A 20,144-nucleotide genomic window follows, 5' to 3' on the forward strand; every position below is an offset into this window, starting at 1 on the left:
ATTCACAAACGCGGAACGCGCCGCCCTGATCAGGCAAAGAATGCGGCGACCGCGTTGAGGTCGGATTGTCCCGGGGCCTCGCCGCGCAAATTCGCGTCGATGATGCGGCGGCAAGCGTCAACCGTGTGGGTATCGCCCAGTTCGTTGGCGGCCTCGAGGATCGACCAGACCGTGTCCAGGGGAATGTCGCTCTGCATGGTCGCGTTCGGGTCTGACAGCATCGGCGGCGCCGGGGGTTAGAATTCGAACAGGTCGCGGCCGCGCCGCGCCAGGGTGTGCAGATCCGCCACGGTGCCGCGCACGGCGTTGCAGCGGCGGCATTCGATGATGGTGTCGCCGGACGCATGCGCGGGATCGGCGACCTTGATCGCCAGGCTGCCGCAATCCGTGCAGATGATCTTGAAGCCGGTCGAAATTACTTGCTGCTGCAAATTCATTATGGGCCTGCGCCTCTGTTGATGCCGAGCTTAATGGAACAATTTTTAAAACTGGGGTCGCGGAGCGGATTGCAATCGAACGACCGCGTTAGGAGGCGGTTAAGATTTCGCCGCGGCTGCGCGGTGGCGCGTCAGCCAGACCGCGTATGCAACAACGAGCAGCGGATTGCGGCGCAGGATCGAGAACAAGCTCAGATCGAACGGTCGTCCTTGATCAGGGTGTCGTCGAGGTCGAGCACCAGCGGTAGCGATCTCGCGCGCCCCGGTCTCGGTGGTCCTGCAATCGCCGTAGCCGAACCTGGCGAAGGTCACACCGCCCTGATCGGAGCGCAAGACGATCAGACCCAACAAAAAAGCCGCCCGAAGGCGGCCGCTTTGTCTGCCGAAGCCTGAATACGTTTTAGCGGACCGTCGAGGTGCCCGAGGAGGTGATCGCGACAGGCTTGCCGGCCTTGATGACCTGGTTGGTCTGGGCGGTCTGGGTGAACTCCGCGTTGTTCCGCGCCGAGATGCCGAAAGCCGCAACCCCGATGGCCGCAACGAGGGCAACAACCACAATCTTGAGGTGGGTCGCGCGATCGGCTGAATGGATCGAGTGGTTCATGGTCGCCTCCGGGCGTCTATGCGCCGTCTATGGCAGCTACTGGTAAGCCCCATCTGTTTCCGGATCGTTTCGTGAGTTCCCGGAAATGGTTTCGTGCCACGGGCCGATTGGTTTCACCGTGCCTTGCGTCACAGCGGGAGAGGGCTGAAACTGGCCATGGGCGCGGACTGCGCCTGGGAGAAAAACAATAATGAAAACAAGGAATATGACGCGCCGCCGGATGCTGGGAACCGGCTCCGTGGCAGTTGCCGCCGCGATGTTTGGTAAGCCGTCTCTTGCCGCGGCAGAGTTCGACTTCAAGCTCGGCGTCAACACTCCGGAAACCCATCCGCTAACAATCCGTCTGGCCGAGGCGGCCAAGGCGGTCGGTACGCAGTCATCCGGCCGGGTCAACATCACGGTGTTCGCCAACAGCCAGCTCGGCGGTGATCCGGAGATGCTGTCGCAGGTCCGCGCCGGCGGTATCGAACTATTGGCGGCACCCAGCATGACCTTGTCGACGCTGGTGCCGTTGTCGGGGCTGCCCAGCATCGGTTTTGCGTTCCAGTCCTACGATCAGGTCTGGGCGGCGATGGACGGCGGCGTCGGCGGCATCGTCCGCGATGCGATCGCCAGGACCGGCGTCGTGCCGCTGAAGAAGGTCTGGGACAACGGCTTCCGCCAGATCACCTCGTCGTCGAGCCGGCAGCTCAACAGCGTCGACGATCTCAAGGGTTTCAAGATTCGCGTGCCGGTGACGGCATTGCTCACGTCGCTGTTCTCAGGACTTGGCGCGCTGCCGTCGAGCATCTCCTACAGTGAACTCTATTCGGCGCTGCAGACCCACATCGTCGAAGGGCAGGAGAATCCGCTGGCACAGGTCTCGACCGGAAAGCTCTACGAGGTGCAGAAATACTGCGCGCTGTCGAACCATTGCTGGAGCGGCTACTGGATCCTCGGCAACCGCCTCGCGATGGCGGCCCTGCCGCCCGATCTGCTCGAGCTGATCAATGCGGCGTTCGACGCGGCGGCGGTGAAGGAGCGCGCCGATCTGGTCGAGATGGACCGCTCGTTGCAAGCCGAGCTGACCGAGAAGGGCATGACCTTCAACACGCCCGATCCCGTGCAGTTCAGGGCAGCCTTGGTGAAAGCCGGTTTCTACACGCAGTGGCAGAAGACCTATGGCGCGGACGCCTGGGCGACGCTGGAGAAATACACCGGCAAGCTGACGTAACGCCGCGCAGATCGCGAACAGCAAATGCAGCAGCCGGTCGCGCCGGCCTCGCAATGCTCGATTGGTATGCTTCCGCAAGGATCCCGCCAAGGTCGCACGCGATCGTGTTGCGCGGGCGTGGGAGATTGTGCGGGCCACGCTTTGTGGCAAAGAAGGCACATCGTCGCGCTTTCGGTTCCATTTTTGTTTTTTGTCATGCGGCAGGTTATCTCAGGGGATACAACCTCCCGCTGAGATTTTCAGTGGCCGCCTATGCGGCCCGAGTTGGAATGCCATGCGCGTGTCCGTTGTTGAACGCTTTCGAACCCGTGCGTGCTGTTGTGATCAGCGGCTTCCCAGTGGTTCCTTTGTATCTGCGCCTGAGCGTGCCACAGAGCTGGGCGATACCGTCGGCGAAATGAAACATGCGGAGGTCCGAATACGGCGATCCTCCGGACGAGACCTGACGTCGATGTCGGCCGGTGCTGCAGCGCTTGCACTGATCTCTTTGCTCTGTTGGTCGCCGCTCGCGCCGGCGTTCGCTGATGGCGGCACGGGAGGCAATGCCCATCATGGCATTCCTCCCAATCTGGTCGGTATCGGTGGTGCAGGCGGAGCGGACGGCCTGGCGGGAGCACCGGGCACCAGTGCGGCTGCCGGCACCGCCAGCGGTGGTGGAGGTGGCGGAGGCGGTGGCGCCGGTAGCGCGCCGGGTGGCCAGGGCGGGCTTGGAGATACCTCCGGCAGCGCATCGGGCGGCAATGGTGGCGCGGGCGGCGCCGGCGGCGCCAACGGATTGTCAGTCCCCTTCATCCAGAATGTTGCACCGATCGTCGGCGGGACAGGCCTGACCGGAGGCAGCGGCGGCAACACCAGCGGCGGTCCCGGCCCTGACGGTGGTGGTGGCGGTGGCGGCGGCTCGGGCGGGCATGCCCTGGTCGTGACGGGGGCTGTCGCAAGCTCGAACGGCTCTACGCTGACGGGCGGCACCGGTGGAACGGGTGGCAGCGGCGGCAACGCCTCGGCGTCGGGCGGCGGCGGCGGCGGTGGTGGCGGTGGCGGGGCTGGCCTGAAGCTTGAAGGGCCCGGGGCGGTCTTCACCAACACGGGTACGATTCAAGGAGGTCTTGGCGGGGTCGGCGGGGTGGGTGGCAACGGACCCACAGGCGGCAATGGCGGCGATGGCGGATCGGGGGGCGTGGGAGTTCTCGGCGCCGGTGTGCCAGCCGAGCTGATCAATAATGGGTTTATCCAGGGCGGCAATGGCAGTGTCGGAGGCGCCGCAGGTAGCGGTGCTATTGCGATTGCAGGTACGGCAGGGACAGGTGGTGCCGGCATTGTGGGTGCCGATCTCACCGTCATCAACAGCGGCACCATTGCCGGCGGGATATCTGGTGCGGGCGGCATTCGCGCCAACGCCATCACCTTTACCGGTGGCAGCAATATACTCGAACTGCAAGCAGGCTCGACCATCATTGGCAACGTGGCCGGCACCGGCAGCGACACGTTGCGCTTGGGTGGCGTGGGTAGTGCGAGCTTCGACGTGTCCACGATCGGGTCAGCTGGGCAGTATCAGGGTTTTGCGACCTTCGTGAAGACCGGCACCGGCACCTGGACGCTGACCAATACGACGATGGCTGTGACGCCATGGACGATCAACCAGGGGATGCTGGCGATCTCGACCGAAGCCAATCTCGGGGCGGCAAGCAGCGCGCTCACCTTCAACGGTGGTACTTTGCAATACACGGGTGCCGGTTCACTTGTGCTTTCGCCGACCCGCGCCATTACCTTGAATAGCGGCGGCGGCACCTTCGACGTCGCTAACGGTGGTCCTTTCGATATTCTGTCAATCTCCTCCGCTGTCGGCGGCTCCGGGGGCTTGACCAAGATCGGCATAGGCACCTTGGTGTTGAACGGAACAAACACTTATGGTGGAGCGACCATCATCAACGCCGGAACGTTGGAGGTCGGTAACGGCAATGCGATTCCCGATACGTCAGCCGTGACGGTCGCCAGCGGTGCGACTCTGGGCATCGCAAATGACGAGACGATTGGCTCGCTCGCGGGCGCGGGCAAGGTGCTTAGTCCAATCGCGGCCGGCCAGGTGATCCTGACGTCCGGTGCCGACAACTCATCGACCACGTTCTCGGGAACGATTTCGAACGGTGCATCTCTGAATCTGACGCTGGGTCTTACAAAGATTGGCACCGGCACCTTCACGCTCTCCGGCGCCAACACGTATACCGGTCCGACCACCGTGAACGGCGGCACGCTCGCCGTAAATGGCTCGATCATATCTTCGACCACGGTGAATGCCGGCGGCACGCTCGGCGGCAATGGCACGGTCGGCGACACCACCATCAACGCTGACGGTACGCTCTCGCCGGGCAATTCGATTGGACTCCTGACCGTTCAGGGCAATCTCGTTTTCGCGTCAGCGGCGAGCTACCTGGTGGAAGTCTCGCCTACCAATGCCGACCGCACCAATGTGACGGGGACCGCGACCCTCGGCGGCGCGACCGTGAATGCGAATTTTGTGGCGGGCACGTATGTCGCCAAGCAGTACACCGTTGTAAATGCCACCGGCGGCGTGAAGGGCACGTTCAACGGACCGGTCAACACCAATCTGCCGAGCGGATTTAAGTCGAGCCTGAGCTACGACGCCGACAATGTTTTTCTGAATCTCGCGCTGGATTTCACGCCGACACCAACACCCAATTTCGGCGGCGGCCTCTCCGGCAATCAGCGGGCCGTCGGCAACACGCTGGTCAATTTCTTCAACACGACCGGCGGCATTCCGATGGCCTATGGCACGCTCACGCCGGTGGGGCTGACGCAGGCGTCCGGCGAGTTGGCGACCAGCTCGCAGCAGACGACGTTCGATGCCATGAACCTGTTCATGGGGCTGCTCACCGATCCCTTCATGAACCGCACGGGCGGAGCGGGGGCGATGCCGGGCGCACCGGGTTATGCGGACGAGGGCGATGCGAGCGCCTATGCCGCAGCCAGGAAGACCGACGCATTCGCCATGTTCACCAAGGCGCCGCCGATGCCGTTCGTGCCGCGCTGGAGCGTCTGGGCCGCCGGCTTCGGCGGTTCGCAATCCACCAGCGGCAACGCCGTCGTCGGATCGAACGACACCACCAGCAGCGTCTATGGCACGGCGGTCGGTGCCGACTACCAGTTCTCGCCGAACACCATTGCGGGCTTTGCGATCGCCGGTGGCGGCACCAGCTTCTCCGTCGCGGGCAGCGGCAGCGGCCGGTCCGATCTGTTCCAGGCCGGCGCCTATGTCCGCCACACCGAAGGCGCGGCCTATGTCTCGGCCGCGCTCGCCTATGGCTGGCAGGACATCACTACCAACCGCACCGTGACCGCGGCAGGCGTCGACCAGCTCCGCGCCGAGTTCAATGCCAACGCATATTCGGGGCGGCTCGAGGGTGGCTATCGTTTCGTCGCGCCGTGGATCGGCGGCGTCGGCATCAGGCCTTACGCCGCCGGCCAGTTCACGACTTTCGAGTTGCCTGGTTACGCCGAGCGGGTGATCTCGGGCCTCTCGACGTTTGCACTGACCTATGGCGGCAAGAGCCTGACCGACACACGCAGCGAGCTCGGCCTCCGCACCGACAAATCCTTCCCGGTGCTGGACGGCATCCTGACGCTGCGCACGCGTTTCGCCTGGGCGCATGACTATGATCCCAGCCGCTCGGCCGCCGCGACCTTCCAGGCGCTGCCCGGCGCGAGCTTTGTCGTCAACGGCGCCGCACAGGCCAGCGACTCCGCGCTGACCACGGCGTCGCTCGCGATGAACTGGCGAAACGGCTGGTCGGCGGCCGCAACGTTCGAAGGCGAGTTCTCCAACGTCACCTCGAGCTACGCCGGCAAGGGCGTGGTGCGGTATCAGTGGTGAGACGGAAACGTTTTCGTTTCCGTAAGCCTTACATCACGCGCGTGATTACCTGACGCGTAATCGCGCGCGCGATCTCCCTTTGCGATGGTCGGTGCATCGGCGGCGATGTAGCCGATCGATCTGCAAAGGGAAATATATCATGGCCAGCCAACCGCTTCATGCGACCGCGAGCGACGGCACAAAACTGTTCGTGCAGGATTGGGGCTCGGGTAAACCGGTGCTGCTGCTTGCCGCATGGACGTTCAACTCCAGCGTCTGGGGCAGCCAGATCGTGGCGCTGAACGCCAAGGGCTATCGTTGCGTTGCGCCGGATCGCCGCGGCCACGGCCGTTCCGACATGCCGATGACGGGATATGATCTCGACACGCTGACCAATGACGTCGCCGCTGTGATCGATCAGCGTGATCTCCGCGACGTCACGATCGTCGCCCATTCGATGGGATCGATCGAGGCGGTGAACTATCTGGCGCGTCACGGCGCCGGTCGCGTCGCGCGGCTGGTCCTGGTGGCGCCGACCACGCCGTTCATCGTCCAGACCGAGGACAATCCGGTCGCGGTGCCGAGAGCGATGGTCGAGGCGCAGAATGCCGCGATCGCGCAGGACTTCCCGAAATGGATGAGCGAGAACGAGGCGCCGTTCTTCATGCCCGACACGCCCGACGCCACGCGGGCCTGGATCAGGGAGATGATGCTGAGCGTGCCGCTGCCGGTGGCGCTGGCCTGCCGCAGGACGATCTCGTTTGCCGATCTGCGTGCCGCGGCCAAAAGGATCGACCGCCCGACGCTGATCGTGCACGGCGACAAGGATGCCAGCGCGCCGCTCGAGCTGACCGGCGCGAAGACGGCGGCTCTGATCAAGGGAAGCAAGTTCGCCGTCTATGAAGGCGCGCCGCACGCTCTGCCGCTGACGCACAGTGCGCGCCTGATGGCCGACCTGCTGGCCTTCATGGACGCTTAGCTCGCCCGCGCGATATCGGCACGGATCCAGCGCGCCGCCCAGACGAACAGCAGCGCGCCCAGCGTCGTCGTCACCGCGGCCGACAGCAGCGAGTAGCGAACCGCATCCGTGCCGTATGTGCCCTTCAGGGCGTCGTTGATCATGCCGACGGCGAGGGGACCGACGCCCTGGCCGAAGCAGGTCGCGGTGAGCAGCACGATCGCCGAGGCCAGCGCCCGCATGCTGGGCTTTGCGACCGTCTGGGCGATCGCAAAGATCGGGCCGAGATGGAAGCCGACCATGAACGAGGTCAGCGCCAGCGTCGCGACCATCAGCGTGAAGCTTTGCGTCAGCATGCACAGCGCGAAGACAGGACCGGCGAGGCCCGACATGATCGCGGGCGCCCACAGCTTCCAGCGGTCGTCGCGGCGGCCGATCTGCGCCACCACGAGGCCGCCGATCAGCGTGCCCGCCATGCCGGCGAGGCCCTTGAAGGTGCCGGCATAGGTGCCGATCTCGGCGCTGGCCAGATGATGGATGCGGGCCAGGAACGGCGGGATCCACACCGCGGTGGCGTAGTTGGTGTAGGTCGTAAGACAGAAGCCGACCAGCACGATGACGAAGCTCGGCTGCGACATCAGGAAGCCCAGCGTCGGACCGATCGGCTCGGCCTTGAAGGTCTCGGCCATCGCGCCGCGCTTCGGCTCGGAGATCGTCAGCCACAGCACCGCGGCGAGCGCGATGCCGGGCAGGCCCGCAGTGAAGAAGGCCATCCGCCAGCCATAGTGCTGATTGACGTAACCGCCGATGAAGTAGCCGAGGAAGACGCCGAGATAGGTGCCGATCGCGTAGATGCCGAGCGCGCGCGGACGCTCGTTCTTGTCGAACAGATCGGCGATCATCGATTGCGACGCCGGCGTGCCTGCGGATTCCCCGATGCCGACGCCGACCCGCGCCATTGCCAGCGTCGTGACGCTGGAGGCCATGCCGCAGAGATAGGTCATCGCGCTCCAGAACGCGAAGGCTGCCGCGACGATGTTGCGGCGATTGAGGCGATCGGCCATCCGCGCAATCGGAATGCCGAGCAGCGAATAGAACAGCACGAAGCCGAACCCGGCGAGCAGGCCCATCGTGGTGTCGCTGAGCGCGAACTCCTTCTTGATCGGCTCGATCAGCACATTGAAGATCGTGCGGTCGAGGAAGTTGAGGGCGTAGATGATCGTGAGCAGGGCGAGGACGTAATAGCGGCGGGCAGCAGGCCTGGCGCTGACTTGCGCTTGCGCAGCCGCCTGCGGTACGACATCGACCATGACTTCCTCCCCCGACGATCTCTTGTCTTTTCTTGTTTGCTTGCGCGCGGGCCTTACGCCTCGCGGATATAATTCCCTGCCTCGAATTCGACCGGCTTGGCATCGGCATCGAACGACAAGCCGATCGGGTCGCGGCCGGCGGCCATGGCCTCGAGTTGGTCAGACAGCATCCGGCGGATCATCAGGACGCCGCGATCGCTCTGGCCGAAATGCTCTTCCGAATGGATGGTCACCGGCCCCTGGCCGACCTGCGCCTCGTAGTCGCCGGGGAATTGCTGGTGCTCCTGCTCCGTCATGTCCCACCAGAATCTGCCGTTGAACTTCGAGCGCATGCGGCCGATATCGCCTGACTTCTTGACCCGGCCGGCGACATAGATGCGGAACGAGGTGTCGTCGATCGGCAGGGTCCAGCCGATCGATTCGACGCGGGCGAATTGCGCGACCCGCGGATTGGGCACGACGCGGAGCGTGGGGAGGGCGGCCTCGGTGACGCGATAGAACACTTTGCCGTCGTCCTGCCGGCGGATCGAGCGCACCGCGACGCCGCGCGGCGACATCTCGAACTTCACCTCGGGCATCGAGGCCATCATGGTGGTGAATTGCGGCCCTGAGAACGAGCCGTGCAGCACCGGCACATGATAGGGGTCGGCTACGTTCTCGAAATGCTGCAGCCAGTTGCACGGGATCACGGCAGGCCCGCCGCCGCCGATCGAGGAATCGTCGGTCTCGACGAATTCGCCGTCGTCCATATTCTCCAGGCACTCGTAGCGCGGCAGCACCGGCTTCTTATCGGCCGGGCCCATATAGGCGAAGATCAGGCCGTAGCGTTCCTGCGCCGGATACCAGGGCTGGCGCACCTTGCCCTTGAACAGGCCGCCTTCGGGCTCGCAGGGCTGTTCGAGGCAGCGGCCTTCGGTGTCGAACTTCCAGCCGTGATAGCAGCAGCGGATGCCGTCTTCCTCGACCTTGCCGTAATAGAGTGTGGTGCCGCGATGGCAGCAGCGCGCATGCAGCAGGCCGACCCGGCCATGCCCGTCGCGGAACAGGATCAAATCTTCGCCGAGCGCACGGACTTTTCTGGGGATATCGGTGGCGTCGCCGACGAGGCCGATCGGGTGCCAGTAGCGACGCAGCAGCTCGCCCATCGGTGTGCCGCGGACGACTGAGGTCAGCTCGGTCCGGGTGGTGGACGGCTTCATCGCATAGGCCGTGCCGAGATCGCGATCGAGCTGGGTCGTCGTCATGCTGGTTTCCTCCCGCCGCCGGACTTCTGCCTGCGGTCGCTGTGTCGTTGATGGCGGTCAACCTGTTGACCCCAGTCAACGTTGTTGACGAAGTCAACGATATATCGATGACAATGTCAACGATCTCGTTTAGCTTGGCAGCGACAGGCTTTGTTGGCAGAGGTTGGCGATGACCGAGAAGCTCAGGACTGCGAGGGCCTTGCCGCCGGAGGCGGTGGTCGATGCCGAGCTGGCGCCGATCACCGCGATGATGTCGTCGCGGCTGATGGTGCTGGCGAATCTGCTCAGGCGCGGTGCACTGCTGCGCTACAAGCGGCTGACCGGCCTGTCCTCGGTCGAGTTCGGCCTGGTTGCCTCGCTCGGCCGGCGGCCGCCGATGAGCGTGGTGCGGCTTGCCGAAGCCGTCGGCATGGACAAGGGCCAGATCAGCCGGGCGCTCGCCGAGCTCGTCGCGCGCAAGCTGGTCGCCAAGGCTGCCAACCCGCGTGACAATCGGGAAACACTTGTCTCCCTCACCAAGGCCGGGCTCGCCGCCCATGACGCCATTGTGGCCGGCGCGCAGGAGCGAAACCGGCGCCTGCTGGAACAGCTCGGCCCGCAGGATCTTGAGTTGCTGCTCGGACATATTGACCGGCTGACGCTGACCGCGGCTGAGATGCTCGCTGCCGAGCGGGAGCTGGGCTGATATGGGGAGAGCGCAGGGCACCGGGTGGCCGTTGCCCATTGAGGCAGCGCAGCCGCCCGATGAGGCCATCAGCCCGCGGGAAGGGGCGGTAAAAGCGTCAAAATAGCTTGTCTTGCGCCCCCTGTTGCGCTGCGCTAAAGCCTCAAGAACAATTCCAATCAACGAATCTGCGGCACGTCCGAAACCGCAGCAAGAAGGCCTCGCCGATGACCGGCATCCTGCAGAATTATCTCCCACTTGTGGTCTTTATCGGGGTCGCGAGCCTGATCGGGCTGGCGCTCCTGATCGCGCCGTTCCTGGTCGCGTTCCAGTCGCCGGATCCGGAAAAGCTGTCCGCCTATGAATGCGGATTCAACGCTTTTGACGACGCCCGCATGAAGTTCGACGTCCGCTTCTATCTGGTGGCGATCCTCTTCATCATCTTCGATCTCGAAGTGGCATTCCTGTTCCCGTGGGCCGTGGCGTTCGGAAAACTGGGCGCGACCGGTTTCTGGTCGATGATGGTGTTCCTGGCCGTGCTGACGGTCGGATTCGCGTATGAATGGAAGAAAGGCGCGCTCGAATGGGATTGAGCCCCACCGCCGCAACCTCGCAGCCGGCGATTGCGCAAGCTCCGAGAGGCATTCTCGACCCGTCGACCGGCAAGCCGGTCGGCGCCAATGATCCGTTTTTCCTCGAGGTCAATCACGAGCTGTCCGACAAAGGCTTCTTCGTCGCTGCGGCCGATGACCTGATCACCTGGGCGCGCACCGGCTCGCTGATGTGGATGACCTTCGGTCTCGCCTGCTGCGCGGTCGAGATGATGCAGGTCTCGATGCCGCGCTACGACGTCGAGCGCTTCGGCTTCGCGCCGCGTGCTTCGCCGCGGCAGTCCGACGTGATGATCGTTGCGGGCACGCTGACCAACAAGATGGCGCCCGCGCTGCGCAAGGTCTACGACCAGATGCCGGAGCCGCGCTACGTCATCTCGATGGGCTCCTGCGCCAACGGCGGCGGCTACTACCACTATTCGTACTCGGTGGTGCGTGGCTGCGACCGCATCGTGCCGATCGACATCTACGTGCCGGGCTGTCCGCCCACGGCGGAAGCGCTGCTCTACGGTGTGCTGCTGCTGCAGAAGAAGATCCGCCGTATCGGCACTATCGAACGCTAAGGTTTCAGGCATGGACGACGGCAAGCTCGACGCCCTTGGGCAGACGATCGTGAGCGCGCTTCCGGGCGCCGCCACGGCGCACTCGGTCGCGTTCAATCAACTCACTATCGACGTCGAGATTGGCAGAATCGTGGACGTCGTCACTTTTCTGCGTGACGATCCGAACTGCCGCTTCGTCAGCTTCACCGACGCGACCGCGGTCGACTATCCGAGCCGCGAAAAGCGCTTCGATGTCGTCTATCATCTGCTGTCGCCGACGCTGAACACACGCATCCGAGTACGCGGCCAGGCCGACGAGACCACGCAGGTGCCGTCGATCATCGGCGTGTTCCCCGGCGCCGACTGGTTCGAGCGCGAGACCTACGATCTCTACGGCGTGATCTTCATCGGCCATCCCGACATGCGCCGCCTGCTGACGGATTACGGCTTCGACGGCCATCCGCTGCGCAAGGATTTCCCGCTGACCGGCTTCGTCGAGGTGCGCTACGACGACCAGGAGAAGCGGGTGCTGTACGAGCCGGTCCGGCTCAACCAGGAATTCCGCAAGTTCGATTTCCTGTCTCCGTGGGAAGGGGCCGATTACCCCTTGCCGGGTGACGAAAAGGCGAAGGCGGAACCGAAGGCCTGATCATGAACGAACAGAATCTTCGCAATTTCACCATCAACTTTGGGCCGCAGCATCCGGCCGCCCACGGCGTGCTTCGCTTGGTGCTCGAATTGGACGGCGAAGTCGTCGAGCGCGTCGATCCGCATATCGGTCTGCTTCACCGCGGCACCGAGAAGCTGATCGAGCACAAGACCTACCTGCAGGCGATTCCGTATTTCGACCGGCTCGACTACGTCGCGCCGATGAACCAGGAGCACGCGTTCTGCCTCGCGGCGGAAAAGCTGCTCGGCATCACGGTGCCGCGCCGCGGCCAGCTGATCCGCGTGCTGTATTGCGAGATCGGCCGCATTCTCTCCCATCTGCTCAACGTCACCACGCAGGCGATGGACGTCGGCGCGCTCACCCCGCCGCTGTGGGGTTTTGAAGAGCGCGAGAAGCTGATGGTGTTCTACGAGCGCGCCTCGGGCTCGCGCATGCACGCGGCGTTCTTCCGGGTCGGCGGCGTGCACCAAGATCTGCCACCGAAGCTGATCGACGATATCGAGGCGTGGTGCGATCCGTTCCTCAAGGTCGTCGACGACCTCGACACGCTGTTGACCGGCAACCGCATCTTCAAGCAGCGCAACGTCGACATCGGCGTGGTGCCGCTGAAGGAGGCCTGGGAGTGGGGCTTCTCCGGCGTGATGGTGCGCGGCTCGGGCGCGGCCTGGGACCTGCGCAAGTCGCAGCCCTATGAGTGCTACGCCGAGATGGATTTCGACATTCCGATCGGCAAGAACGGCGACTGCTACGACCGCTACCTGATCCGCATGGAAGAGATGCGTCAGTCGGTGCGCATCATGAAGCAGTGCATCCAGAAGCTGAAGGCGGCGGACGGGCAGGGCCCGGTCGTGGTCGAGGACAACAAGATCGCGCCGCCGCGCCGCGGCGACATGAAGCGCTCGATGGAAGCGCTGATCCATCACTTCAAGCTCTACACCGAAGGCGTGCACGTGCCGGCCGGCGAGGTCTACGCCGCGGTCGAGGCGCCGAAGGGCGAGTTCGGCGTCTATCTCGTCGCCGACGGCACCAACAAACCCTATAAGTGCAAGATCCGCGCGCCTGGCTTCGCCCATCTGCAGGCGATGGATCACATCTGCAAGGGCCATCTGTTGGCCGACGTTTCCGCCATCCTTGGCTCGCTGGACATCGTGTTCGGCGAGGTCGACCGGTGATGATGTCCGCATCCGCGCCGCCCGCAATGAGAGTTTGATCGATGTCCGTCCGCCGCCTTGCCCCGAAGGAATTGCAGCCCGCGAGCTTCACGTTCACGGACGAGAATCTCGCCTGGGCCAAGAAGCAGATCGAGAAATATCCGCCGGGACGTCAGGCCTCGGCTGCGATCGCGATTCTCTGGCGCGTGCAGGAGCAGCATGACGGCTGGGTCTCGGAAGCGGCGATCCGCGCCGTCGCCGACCTGCTCGAGATGCCGCATATCCGCATGCTGGAGATCGCGACCTTCTACACCATGTTCCAGCTCTCGCCGGTCGGCAAGAAGGCGCATGTCCAGGTCTGCGGCACCACGCCGTGCCGGCTGCGTGGCGCCGCCGACCTGATCGAGGTGTGCCAGCATCGCATCCATCACGATCCTTTCCAGCTGTCGAAGGACGGCAACTTTTCCTGGGAAGAGGTCGAGTGCTTAGGGGCCTGCGTGAACGCGCCGATGGTGCTGATCTGGAAGGACACCTATGAGGATCTGACCAAGGAAAGCTTCGGCAAGGTGCTCGACGGCTTTGCTGCCGGCAATCCGCCGAAGCCGGGCCCGCAGGTCGACCGTCAGTTCTCGGCGCCCGCAGGCGGGCCGACGACGCTGAAGGAAACCACCTGATGGGGGGCTTTCAGGTGCAGGCAAACGGGCAGGAATACAAGGTGGGGAGGGGCGCTGCGATGAAGGCCTGGCGCACGATCGCCCTGCATACCACTGTCGCGGCCGGCTTCATGTTCCTGCTGCAACGTTACGGCCTGAGCGCGACGCTGGAATCCAGCCTGTTGTGGGCCATCGTGTTCGGCGGCTGTGCTGCCGGGCTCGCTTATTCGCAAGCCAATCGGTGATGTTCGGAAAGTTTTGAGCATGCTCGACGACAAGGACCGCATCTTCAAGAACCTCTACGGCCAGCATGATTGGGGCCTCGAGGGCGCGCGCCGCAGGGGCGCCTGGGATGGCACCAAGGGGATCATCGACAAGGGTCGCGACTGGATCATCAACGAGATGAAGGCCTCGGGCCTGCGCGGCCGCGGCGGTGCGGGCTTTCCGACCGGCATGAAGTGGTCCTTCATGCCGAAGGAGTCCAAGGACGGCCGTCCGAGCTATCTCGTCGTCAACGCGGACGAGTCGGAGCCCGGTACCTGCAAGGACCGCGAGATCATGCGGCACGATCCGCATCTGCTGGTCGAAGGCTGCCTGCTCGCGAGCTTCGCGATGGGCGCACATGCCTGCTACATCTACATCCGCGGCGAGTTCATCCGCGAGCGCGAGCGGCTGCAGGCGGCGATCGACCAGGCCTACGAGGCCAAGCTGGTCGGCAAGGACAACATCAACGGCTGGCCGTTCGACATCTATGTCGCGCACGGCGCCGGCGCCTATATCTGCGGCGAAGAAACCGCGCTGCTCGAGAGCCTCGAGGGCAAGAAGGGCCAGCCGCGGCTGAAGCCGCCGTTCCCGGCCAATGTCGGTCTCTATGGCTGCCCGACCACCGTCAACAACGTCGAGTCGATTGCGGTCGCGCCGGACATCCTGCGCCGCGGCGCCGCCTGGTTCGCCGCCATCGGCCGGCCGAACAATGTCGGCACCAAGCTGTTCTGCATCTCCGGCCATGTCGAGCGCCCCTGCAACGTCGAAGAGGCGATGGGGATTCCGTTCCGCGAGCTGATCGAGAAGCATTGCGGCGGCATTCGCGGCGGCTGGGACAATCTGAAGGCGGTCATCCCCGGCGGCTCGTCGGTGCGCATGGTGCCGGCCGAGCAGATCATCGACACGCCGATGGATTTCGACAGCCTGAGCAAGCTGCGCTCGGGCCTCGGCACCGCGGCCGTGATCGTGATGGACAAGTCGACCGACCTGATCCGGGCGATCGCGCGCATCTCCTATTTCTACAAGCATGAGAGCTGCGGCCAGTGCACGCCGTGCCGCGAGGGCACCGGCTGGATGTGGCGCGTCTTGACCCGCATGGCCGACGGCCGCGCCCACAAGCGCGAGATCGACATGCTGCTGGAGGTCACCAAGCAGGTCGAGGGCCACACCATCTGCGCGCTCGGCGACGCCGCGGCGTGGCCGATCCAGGGTCTGATTGCGCATTTCCGTCACGAGATCGAAGAGCGCATCGATCAGTATTCGCACAAGGCCGATCTCGACGATCAGGGCGTTCGTGATCCCGTCCACATGGTCGCGGCGGAGTAGAGAAGAGACATGAGCAAGATCATCGTCGATGGCAAAGAGATCGATGTGCCGCCGGAGTACACGCTGTTGCAGGCGTGCGAGGCGGCCGGCGCCGAGATTCCGCGCTTCTGCTATCACGAGCGGTTGTCGATCGCCGGCAATTGCCGGATGTGCCTGGTCGAGGTGAAGGGCGGCCCGAAGCCGGTCGCCAGCTGCGCCTGGGCCGTGCGCGACTGCCGTCCGGGACCGAAGGGTGAGCCGCCGGAGATATCGACCCGTTCGCCGATGGTCAAGAAGGCGCGCGAAGGCGTGATGGAATTCCTGCTGATCAACCATCCGCTGGACTGCCCGATCTGCGACCAGGGCGGCGAGTGCGATCTGCAGGACCAGGCGATGGGCTACGGCGTCGACACCAGCCGTTTCGCCGAGAACAAGCGCGCGGTCGAGGACAAGTATCTCGGCGCGCTGGTCAAGACCTCGATGAACCGCTGCATCCAGTGCACGCGCTGCGTCCGCTTCTCCGCCGAAGTCTGCGGCGCGCCGGAAATGGGCGCGACCGGGCGCGGCGAGGACATGGAGATCACCACCTATCTCGAGCAGGCGCTGAGCTCGGAGCTGCAGGGTAATCTCGTCGATATCTGCCCGGTCGGTGCGCTGACCTCGAAGCCCTATGCCTTCGCGGCGCGCCCTTGGGAGCTCGGCAAGACGCAGTCGGTCGACGTCATGGACGGCGTCGGCTCCGCGATCCGGGTCGACACCCGCGGCCGCGAGGTGATGCGCATCCTGCCGCGCATCAACGAGGCGGTGAACGAGGAGTGGATCTCCGACAAGACCCGCCACGTCGTCGACGGCCTGCGCACGCAGCGCCTCGACCGTCCCTATGTGCGCGAGAACGGCCAGCTCAAGCCGACGACCTGGCAGGAAGCCTTTGCCGCCATCGCCGCCAAGGCCGGCCGCATCGACGGCAAGCGGATCGGCGCGATCGCGGGTGATCTCGCCGGGGTCGATGAAATGTATGCGCTGAAGGAGCTGCTCGCGAAGTTCGGCTCGGTCAACCTGGCAGTGCAGGGCGGCGACGCGTTCGACGCCAAGGCCGGCCGCGGCTCCTACATCTTCAACCCGACCATTGCCGGCATCGACCAGGCCGACGCGATCCTGATCATCGGCTCGCATCCGCGCAAGGAAGCCGCGGTGCTGAACGCGCGGATCCGCAAGCGCTGGCGCACCGGCGGGCTCAAGGTCGGCATGATCGGCCCCAAGGCCGATTTCACCTACGACCACGACTATCTCGGTGCGGGCACCGACACGCTGGCCGATCTCGTGGCCGGCAAGCACTCCTTTGCCGACGTGCTGAAGAAGGCCAAGAACCCGATCATCCTGGTCGGCGCCGGCGCCTACACCAGGCATGACGGCGCGGCGGTGCTGGCGCAGGCGGCCAAGCTCGCCGTCGACGTCGGTGCGCTGAAGGACGGCTGGAACGGCTTTGCCGTGCTGCAGGATACCGCCTCGCGCGCCGGCGCGCTCGATATCGGCTTTTCGCCTTCGGCCGGCGGCCTGACCACGGCGCAGATGACGACCTTCGGCACCCTCGACGTGCTGTTCCTGCTCGGCGCCGACGAGATCAAGGCGCCGGATGGCACCTTCGTGGTCTATATCGGCACCCATGGCGACCAGGGCGCGCACCGCGCCGACGTGATCCTGCCGGGCGCCGCCTATACCGAGAAGTCCGGCATCTACGTCAACACCGAGGGCCGGGCGCAGATCGCCAACCGCGCCGCGTTCCCGCCGGGCGAAGCCCGCGAGGACTGGGCGATCATCCGCGCGCTGTCCGACGTGCTCGGCAAGAAGCTGCCGTTCGACTCGCTGCAGGCGCTGCGCCAGGCGATGTTCAAGACCTATCCGCATCTGATGCGGCTCGACCAGATCGAGGCCGGCAAGGCTGATGACGTCAAGGCGCTGGCTGGCAAGGGCGGCAGCGTCGACAAGGCGGCATTCAAGCCGACCGTCGAGGATTTCTATCTGACCAACCCGATCGCGCGGGCCTCTGCCGTGATGGCGGAATGCTCGCGGCTGGCGTCGGGGCGAATGCTGACGGCAGCGGAGTGAGCGTGACCTGATGGCTGAATTCTTCGCAAGCTCGTTCTGGACCGGCTTCCTCTGGCCGCTGATCATCATGGTCGCGGAAAGCCTGTTGCTGCTCGTCGTGCTGCTGATCGCGATCGCCTACATCCTGCTCGCCGACCGCAAGATCTGGGCGGCGGTGCAGATCCGCCGCGGCCCCAACGTGGTCGGCCCGTTCGGATTGCTGCAATCCTTCGCCGACCTCCTGAAGTTCGTGCTGAAGGAGCCGGTGATTCCGTCCGGCTCCAACAAGGGCGTGTTCCTGCTGGCGCCGCTGGTCTCCTGCGTGCTGGCGCTGGCCGCCTGGGCCGTGATCCCGTTCAATCTTGGCTGGGTGATCTCCGACATCAATGTCGGCATTCTCTACATCTTCGCGATCTCGTCGCTGTCGATCTACGGCGTCATCATGGCCGGCTGGTCGTCGAACTCGAAGTACCCGTTCCTGGCCGCGCTGCGCTCGGCGGCGCAAATGGTGTCCTACGAGGTCTCGATCGGCTTCGTCATCATTACCGTGCTGCTTTGCGTCGGCTCGCTGAACCTGTCGGCGGTGGTCGAGGCCCAGAACAGCCGCGGGCTCGCGCACCTGATCGGCCTGCCGCAGCTCACCATCCTGAACTGGTATGTGTGGCCGCTGTTCCCGATGTTCGTGGTGTTCTACGTCTCGGCGCTGGCGGAGACCAACCGTCCGCCGTTCGACCTGGTCGAAGCGGAGTCCGAGCTCGTCGCCGGCTTCATGACCGAATACGGCTCGACGCCGTATCTCCTGTTCATGCTCGGCGAGTATGTCGCGATCACCACGATGTGCGCGCTGGCCTCGATCCTGTTCCTGGGCGGCTGGCTGCCGCCGGTCAACCTGCCGCCGTTCACCTGGATTCCGGGCATCGTCTGGTTCGCCCTGAAGGTGTTCTTCATGTTCTTCATGTTCGCGATGGCGAAGGCGATCGTGCCGCGCTACCGCTACGATCAACTGATGCGGCTCGGCTGGAAGGTGTTTCTGCCGCTGTCGCTGGCGATGGTGGTGATCGTGGCCGGTGTGCTGCAGTTCGCCGGCATCGCGCCGAAGTGAGGTCGTCATGAGTGTCAACGTCAACGCAACAGCCCGCTCGCTTCTGCTCTCGGAATTCGTCTCGGCGTTCGTTCTCGCCATGCGCTATTTCTTCAAGCCGAAGCCGACGCTGAACTATCCCTTCGAGAAGGGGCCGATCTCGCCGCGCTTCCGCGGCGAGCACGCGCTGCGCCGCTATCCGAACGGCGAGGAACGCTGCATCGCCTGCAAGCTGTGTGAGGCGATCTGCCCGGCGCAGGCGATCACGATAGAGGCCGGCCCGCGCCGCAACGACGGCACCCGCCGCACGGTGCGCTACGACATCGACATGGTGAAGTGCATCTATTGCGGCCTGTGCCAGGAGGCATGCCCGGTGGACGCCATCGTCGAGGGACCGAATTTCGAATTCGCGACCGAGACCCGCGAGGAACTCTACTATGACAAGGCGAAGCTGCTCGCCAATGGCGACCGCTGGGAGCGCGAGCTCGCGAAGTCGATCGCGCTCGACGCGCCGTACCGGTGAGGTGAGGGCATGATCCTTCCGGCGCTGTTCTTCTATCTGTTTGCCGCGGCCTGCGTGGCCTCGGCGGTCATGGTGATTGTCTCGCGCAATCCCGTGCACTCCGTGCTGTACCTGATCCTGGCGTTCGTCAACGCCTCGGGCCTGTTCATCCTGATGGGCGCCGAGTTCCTCGGGATGATGCTGATCGTGGTTTATGTCGGCGCCGTCGCGGTGCTGTTCCTGTTCGTGATCATGATGCTCGACGTCGACTTCGTCGAACTGCGCGAGGGCTTCATGCAGTACCTGCCGATCGGCATCGTGATCGGCGGCATCTTCCTGTTCGAGCTGCTGCTGGTGGTCGGCGCCTGGGTGATCAACCCGTCCGTGACCAAGACGATCACGGCGGCGATCCCGACCAATATCAGCAACACCGAGGCGCTCGGCCTCGTGCTCTACACGAAGTACATCTATTACTTCCAGCTCGCCGGCATGGTGCTCCTGGTCGCGATGATCGGTGCCATCGTGCTGACGCTGCGCCACAAGGCCAACGTCAAGCGGCAGAACATCAACGTGCAGAACGCGCGCACGCCCGAGATTGCGATGGCGATGCGCAAGGTGGCGTCGGGGCAGGGCCTGCAGGATGCCGATGCGGCGGAGTGGGTGAAATGACGATCGGGCTAGGGCACTATCTGGCGGTCGGCGCGATCCTGTTCACGCTCGGGATCCTCGGCATCTTCCTCAACCGCAAGAACATCATCGTCATCCTGATGTCGATCGAGCTGATCCTGCTCTCGGTCAACATCAATTTGGTGGCGTTCTCGACCTTCCTCGGCGACATCGTCGGCCAGGTGTTCGCACTGCTGGTGCTGACGGTGGCGGCAGCCGAGGCCGCGATCGGCCTCGCCGTGCTGGTGGTGTATTTCCGCAACCGCGGTTCGATCGCGGTTGAAGACGTCAATCTGATGAAGGGCTAGTCCGGCAA

At 64.5% G+C, this 20,144-nt stretch carries 22 protein-coding genes; 16 read left to right on the forward strand and 6 right to left on the reverse strand.

The window, feature by feature from the left end; translation table 11 throughout:
• Positions 1-29: 29 nt before the first annotated feature.
• The 4 genes from JQ573_RS27440 to JQ573_RS27455 form a co-directional block, all read right to left on the reverse strand.
• Positions 30-197 carry a hypothetical protein gene (locus tag JQ573_RS27440; protein WP_244549469.1) on the reverse strand — a complete coding sequence of 56 codons (168 nt, stop codon included), beginning with the start codon at positions 195-197 and terminating at the stop codon, positions 30-32.
• A 39-nt stretch (positions 198-236) separates the two neighbouring features.
• Positions 237-437, reverse strand: a complete 201-nt coding sequence (locus JQ573_RS27445; RefSeq protein ID WP_050405629.1) for a hypothetical protein — start codon at positions 435-437, stop codon at positions 237-239.
• A 99-nt stretch (positions 438-536) separates the two neighbouring features.
• Complete coding sequence (locus tag JQ573_RS27450) at positions 537-785, reverse strand: hypothetical protein (RefSeq protein ID WP_212315514.1); 249 nt, start codon at positions 783-785, stop codon at positions 537-539.
• A gap of 52 nt (positions 786-837) precedes the next feature.
• Positions 838-1,041 carry a hypothetical protein gene (locus JQ573_RS27455; protein ID WP_212314874.1) on the reverse strand — a complete coding sequence of 68 codons (204 nt, stop codon included), beginning with the start codon at positions 1,039-1,041 and terminating at the stop codon, positions 838-840.
• A 256-nt stretch (positions 1,042-1,297) separates the two neighbouring features.
• On the opposite strand from JQ573_RS27455, the gene JQ573_RS27460 reads away from it, so the two are divergent.
• The 3 genes from JQ573_RS27460 to JQ573_RS27470 all read left to right on the forward strand — a co-directional run bounded on the left by JQ573_RS27460 (position 1,298) and on the right by JQ573_RS27470 (position 7,101).
• Complete coding sequence (locus JQ573_RS27460; protein WP_212315470.1) at positions 1,298-2,254, forward strand: TRAP transporter substrate-binding protein; 957 nt, start codon at positions 1,298-1,300, stop codon at positions 2,252-2,254.
• Positions 2,255-2,381: 127 nt separating this feature from the next.
• On the forward strand, positions 2,382-6,143 hold the full coding sequence (locus JQ573_RS27465) for an autotransporter domain-containing protein (protein ID WP_312011644.1): 3,762 nt from the start codon (positions 2,382-2,384) through the stop codon (positions 6,141-6,143).
• 139 nt (positions 6,144-6,282) lie between these two features.
• Complete coding sequence (locus JQ573_RS27470; RefSeq protein ID WP_212314872.1) at positions 6,283-7,101, forward strand: alpha/beta fold hydrolase; 819 nt, start codon at positions 6,283-6,285, stop codon at positions 7,099-7,101.
• Here the strand turns inward: JQ573_RS27470 and JQ573_RS27475 are convergent.
• Positions 7,098-8,390 (reverse strand): MFS transporter, encoded by a 1,293-nt coding sequence (locus JQ573_RS27475; protein ID WP_212314870.1) that lies wholly within the window; start codon positions 8,388-8,390, stop codon positions 7,098-7,100. The two genes, JQ573_RS27470 and JQ573_RS27475, sit on opposite strands and share 4 nt — an antisense overlap.
• A 53-nt stretch (positions 8,391-8,443) precedes the next feature.
• Complete coding sequence (locus JQ573_RS27480) at positions 8,444-9,634, reverse strand: aromatic ring-hydroxylating dioxygenase subunit alpha (RefSeq protein ID WP_212314869.1); 1,191 nt, start codon at positions 9,632-9,634, stop codon at positions 8,444-8,446.
• Between the two features lie 169 nt (positions 9,635-9,803).
• Here JQ573_RS27480 and JQ573_RS27485 point away from each other — a divergent pair, with 169 nt between their 5' ends.
• The 13 genes from JQ573_RS27485 (at position 9,804) to nuoK (ending at position 20,136) form a co-directional block, all read left to right on the forward strand.
• Complete coding sequence (locus tag JQ573_RS27485; protein WP_212314868.1) at positions 9,804-10,319, forward strand: MarR family winged helix-turn-helix transcriptional regulator; 516 nt, start codon at positions 9,804-9,806, stop codon at positions 10,317-10,319.
• Positions 10,320-10,525: 206 nt separating this feature from the next.
• Complete coding sequence (locus JQ573_RS27490) at positions 10,526-10,891, forward strand: NADH-quinone oxidoreductase subunit A (protein ID WP_018271860.1); 366 nt, start codon at positions 10,526-10,528, stop codon at positions 10,889-10,891.
• A complete protein-coding gene (locus JQ573_RS27495) occupies positions 10,882-11,472 on the forward strand; it encodes an NADH-quinone oxidoreductase subunit B family protein (RefSeq protein ID WP_163153433.1) in 591 nt (196 codons plus the stop codon). Before JQ573_RS27490 ends, JQ573_RS27495 begins: the two co-directional genes overlap by 10 nt.
• Before the next feature lie 10 nt (positions 11,473-11,482).
• Positions 11,483-12,100: an NADH-quinone oxidoreductase subunit C gene (locus JQ573_RS27500; RefSeq protein ID WP_212314867.1), complete on the forward strand. Its 618-nt coding sequence runs from the start codon at positions 11,483-11,485 to the stop codon at positions 12,098-12,100.
• A 2-nt stretch (positions 12,101-12,102) separates the two neighbouring features.
• On the forward strand, positions 12,103-13,293 hold the full coding sequence (locus JQ573_RS27505) for an NADH-quinone oxidoreductase subunit D (protein ID WP_092114645.1): 1,191 nt from the start codon (positions 12,103-12,105) through the stop codon (positions 13,291-13,293).
• 41 nt (positions 13,294-13,334) lie between these two features.
• On the forward strand, positions 13,335-13,946 hold the full coding sequence (nuoE, locus tag JQ573_RS27510) for an NADH-quinone oxidoreductase subunit NuoE (RefSeq protein WP_029080758.1): 612 nt from the start codon (positions 13,335-13,337) through the stop codon (positions 13,944-13,946).
• Entirely contained in the window at positions 13,946-14,170 is a 225-nt protein-coding gene (locus JQ573_RS27515; protein WP_207829785.1) for a hypothetical protein, read from the forward strand. Before nuoE ends, JQ573_RS27515 begins: the two co-directional genes overlap by 1 nt.
• A 19-nt stretch (positions 14,171-14,189) precedes the next feature.
• Positions 14,190-15,515 (forward strand): NADH-quinone oxidoreductase subunit NuoF, encoded by a 1,326-nt coding sequence (nuoF, locus tag JQ573_RS27520; RefSeq protein ID WP_212314866.1) that lies wholly within the window; start codon positions 14,190-14,192, stop codon positions 15,513-15,515.
• Positions 15,516-15,524: 9 nt separating this feature from the next.
• Entirely contained in the window at positions 15,525-17,600 is a 2,076-nt protein-coding gene (gene nuoG / locus JQ573_RS27525) for an NADH-quinone oxidoreductase subunit NuoG (RefSeq protein ID WP_212314865.1), read from the forward strand.
• A gap of 10 nt (positions 17,601-17,610) precedes the next feature.
• Positions 17,611-18,681, forward strand: a complete 1,071-nt coding sequence (gene nuoH / locus JQ573_RS27530; RefSeq protein ID WP_212314864.1) for an NADH-quinone oxidoreductase subunit NuoH — start codon at positions 17,611-17,613, stop codon at positions 18,679-18,681.
• Between the two features lie 7 nt (positions 18,682-18,688).
• The gene (nuoI, locus tag JQ573_RS27535; RefSeq protein WP_212314863.1) at positions 18,689-19,183 is read left to right on the forward strand and encodes an NADH-quinone oxidoreductase subunit NuoI; all 495 of its coding nucleotides are present in this window, start codon (positions 18,689-18,691) and stop codon (positions 19,181-19,183) included.
• A 9-nt stretch (positions 19,184-19,192) separates the two neighbouring features.
• Positions 19,193-19,831: an NADH-quinone oxidoreductase subunit J gene (locus JQ573_RS27540; RefSeq protein ID WP_092114639.1), complete on the forward strand. Its 639-nt coding sequence runs from the start codon at positions 19,193-19,195 to the stop codon at positions 19,829-19,831.
• Entirely contained in the window at positions 19,828-20,136 is a 309-nt protein-coding gene (nuoK, locus tag JQ573_RS27545) for an NADH-quinone oxidoreductase subunit NuoK (protein ID WP_027537255.1), read from the forward strand. The genes JQ573_RS27540 and nuoK overlap by 4 nt, the downstream gene beginning before the upstream one ends.
• Positions 20,137-20,144 lie beyond the last annotated feature (8 nt).

Source organism: Bradyrhizobium sp. AUGA SZCCT0105, assembly GCF_018129565.1.
Classification (GTDB): domain Bacteria; phylum Pseudomonadota; class Alphaproteobacteria; order Rhizobiales; family Xanthobacteraceae; genus Bradyrhizobium.